2 protein-coding genes and 1 pseudogene are annotated in these 1,518 nt (G+C 56.9%); all 3 read right to left on the reverse strand.

What is annotated here, in order from left to right:
• A pseudogene (locus H8S52_RS19625) lies at positions 1-104 on the reverse strand (conjugal transfer protein TraQ); the annotation flags it as partial.
• A complete protein-coding gene (locus H8S52_RS19630; protein WP_004310298.1) occupies positions 104-1,003 on the reverse strand; it encodes a toprim domain-containing protein in 900 nt (299 codons plus the stop codon). The gene H8S52_RS19630 and the pseudogene H8S52_RS19625, both read right to left, overlap by 1 nt.
• An 8-nt stretch (positions 1,004-1,011) precedes the next feature.
• Positions 1,012-1,518 (reverse strand): conjugal transfer protein TraO (locus H8S52_RS19635; protein ID WP_004310297.1); only part of this gene is annotated, 507 nt, incomplete at its 5' end.

Genomic DNA, 1,518 nt, shown 5'->3' on the forward strand with positions numbered 1-1,518 from the left:
TCGTCGTCGCACGATACGAATGTGAATGACACTGCGGCGAACAGGCAGAGTGCCAACGCCTTGAAGATTGATGTTCTCTTGTTCTTGTTGTTCAGTATGTTCATTATTCTTTGATTTTTAGATTGTTGTTCTTTTGTTGTTTTCTTGATACTTGTTGCAGGTACTCGTTCAAGTCCTTGCAGCCTTGATAGATGCCGGAACGGTCTGTCACCTTTCCTCCGTAGCGTGTCCGCAGGGCTTCCATTGCCCTGCGTCCGGCTTCGTCTCGGTCGAGGTAACAGTCGATGCGCTCGTACCCGTCCAGATGTTTCAAAGCCTTTTCCACGTTGGCGACGGAGTTCAGCACAAGGCAGTCACCCGTTGCCAAACCGAGCGTGACGGCGGACAGGAAGTCCATAAAGCCCTCGAACACGCTGCACACGTCCGCCGGGATGTCCCCCGCCTTGACCAGCGACACGTCCTTTGGTGGTACGCAACCCTTGAAACGGCGGCTTCGGGTTTCATAGCCGCCCGACACGTTCGGAAAGCCGACGGCAAAGTACCGCTTACCACGCACGCCGTAGTTCAGGCGGCAGCAGTGGCGGGATGCAACGGCATAAGGGATGCCTCTTTCCTTCAAATACTCCGTCAGCGGAGAGCGGAGCAGCGGGACGGCTTCCACTCCCTCAAAGGCAGGTTCGGACGGTTCCGGCAGGTACAACGGCTTTTCTGCTGCGGCAAGCGGCATACGGGCGGTTTCCGCTATGAATCTCGCCTGCGCCATGAAATCCCCGCTTCGGGTAAACTCCCCGACAAGCGTGAAGATGTCGCCGCCCTTGCCCAAGCCGAAGTCGTACCAGAGCTGTTTCGCCACGTTCACACGGAAGGAGGGCGTGCGTTCACTGCGGTATGGCGCACGATACCACAGCTCGTTTCCGCTCCTTCGGACAGGCTCATGTCCCAGCCGTGCGAGAAAGTCCGCAATGGGTATCTGCCTCATATTCTCAATGTCCGTCCGTTCCATGCGACGTGTCAGTTGATGATTATCTTGACGCCCGCCCCGAACTGCGTATGGAACTTCCGTGTGTCGCCACCCCACAGCAGGCGCTCCCGGAGGTTGGCGAGCAGGGCGATACGGTCAGCCACGTAAAACTCCACATCGAGCGTCAGCGCACCGCCGTAGATGAAGGCGTCCCGGTCATGGAGCGTGGAGCCGTCATGCAGCACTTTCTCGCCCCAATTCACCGACTCATATCCGGCGAGAGCCGAAGCCCCCGCATAGACGAACACTATTTTACGGGCGTCGGAGAGTATCTTGAAATAATAACCGCCCTCCGCCGTGAACTGCGCCACAGGTATGGCGGTATCCTTGTACGGGTTGTTCTTCAAGAGGTATTCGCCACCGAACACCCACTTGTTACCGTTCTTCGTGTAGGTGGAGAGAGCCGCCCCGAAACTGTAACCGCCATTGTTGCCACTTAAACGCATACCGTCCACAAGGTTAGCTCTCAATTCGATGCCCTGCATCTTCGGCAGGCA

Source organism: Bacteroides sp. NSJ-48 (genome assembly GCF_014287405.1).
Classification (GTDB): domain Bacteria; phylum Bacteroidota; class Bacteroidia; order Bacteroidales; family Bacteroidaceae; genus Bacteroides; species Bacteroides stercoris.

Bases quoted from the DNA above. Each gene is read 5' to 3' on its own strand.
- H8S52_RS19630 (WP_004310298.1), bottom strand. From the start codon at position 1,003: ATGGAACGGACGGACATTGAGAATATGAGGCAGATACCCATTGCGGAC.